Raw genomic sequence first — 1,662 nt, forward strand, 5'->3', positions numbered from 1 at the left:
CCCCTGGAACACCGCGAACCCGCCGTTCCAGCTCCGCGGGATCGTGCCGCTGGCATTGATCCAATTGGTCTGCGCGCCCGCCGTCCAGGTCCCCGATCCGCCCAGGACGCTCTGCGTCGGCGTCGTGTTCGCCCCGTTCCAGAACAGGATCGGCGAGTTCGGGTCCTCCACGAACAGGTTCACCTGGTTCGGGATCGCCGATTGGATGCCGCCCGACAGCCCGTCCGGCAGCGCCCCCACATCCATCCCGTTGTCGGTCAGCGTCCCGGAATAATTCATCACCCGGTAGATGCCGATGCCGAAGCCCCCCGTCGGCGTCACGTTCAGCGTGCCGTCCAGCGTCACATTGCCGGTCACCGCGAACACCGAGCCCGCCGTCGGCGCGCCCAGGGTCACGTTCACGTTCGCCGCCCCGGACAGGTTCAGCCCGCCCATGGTCAGCCCGCTCGCCTGCGCCCCCTCCAGCGTGCCGCCGTCCAGCACATGCACCGTCTTGGTGATGATCCCGGTCCCCGACAGCGTCGCCTGGTCGTAGACATAGACGTCGCCGTCGACGCTCCCGGTCACCGCGAGGCCGCCCCCGGTGACCTCGGTGTCGCCGCTATAGGTGTTCGCCCCGCTCAGGGTCAGCGTGCCGGTGCCCGATTTGGTCAGGCCGCCGGTGCCGCCGATCGCCCCGGCATAGACCGTGCTCGTATTGTCGCCGCCCGTATTGAGCGTCGCGCCGTCCAGGACGAGACCGCCCGACCCCGTAATGGAGCCCACCGTCTCGTTCCCCTGCAGGATGAACTGCGCCCCCAGCGCCACATTGACCGCGCTGGTGTCGCCGATCGCCTGGCCGCCGGTCGCGATCAGGATGCCCGCCGTCACCTCGGTCGCGCCCGAATAGCTGTTCGTCCCGCCGACAACCAGCGTGCCCGTGCCGGTCTTCGCCAGATTGCCGAGCCCGGCGATCGCCCCGGTCAAGGTCAGCGTCTTGCTGTCGTCGACCTCGAACGTGCCCCCGCCGATCCCGTCGACCGGCGTCAGCGAGATCGCGCTCGCATAGGTGAAGGTCTCGCTCGCGCGCAGCGTCCCGGGCCCCTCCAGCGCGAGGGCGCCGGTGCCCAGCGCCCCGGCGGCGTACACCTGGATCGCGCCGCCCGACACCGTCGTCGGCCCGCTATAGCTGCTGGTCCCGGTCAGCGTCAGCGTGCCCGCCCCGGTCTTGGTCACGCAGCCCGACCCGGTGATCGCCCCCGAGAAGGTCGAGCCGGTGCCGTCCCCGCCCGTGGTCAGGCAATGCCCGTTCAGCGCCACCTCGCCCGCCCCCGCCAACGAACCGACGCTCTCGTCCGCGTCCGTCAGGTTCAAGAGCGCGCCCGCCGCGACGCTCAGCAGCGCCGTGTCCGACAAGGACGACCCGCCGCCGATGGTCAGCGTGCCCCCGCTGACCATGGTCGCGCCGCTATAGGTGTTGCTGCCGATCACCAGCGTGCCGCTGCCCTGCTTGTCCAGCGCCCCGGTGCCGCCGATCGCGCCGGTCAGCGTCAGCGTCTTGGTGGCGTCCACATTGAACGCGCCGCCGCCCATGCCGGCGACCGGCGTCAGCGTGACCGCGCTGGCATAGGTGAAGGTCTCGCTCGCCTGCAGCGCGCCGGTGCCCTCCAGCGCCAGCGCGCC

Annotated in this window: 1 protein-coding gene; it reads right to left on the minus strand. The window is 71.1% G+C overall.

Features of this window, described 5'->3' with window-relative positions; translation table 11 throughout:
- A partial coding sequence (locus EDC64_RS23990) for an autotransporter-associated beta strand repeat-containing protein (RefSeq protein WP_245504864.1) occupies positions 1-1,662 on the minus strand: 1,662 nt, incomplete at both ends.

Origin of the sequence: Aquabacter spiritensis (assembly GCF_004346185.1) — a bacterium.
Taxonomy (GTDB): domain Bacteria; phylum Pseudomonadota; class Alphaproteobacteria; order Rhizobiales; family Xanthobacteraceae; genus Aquabacter; species Aquabacter spiritensis.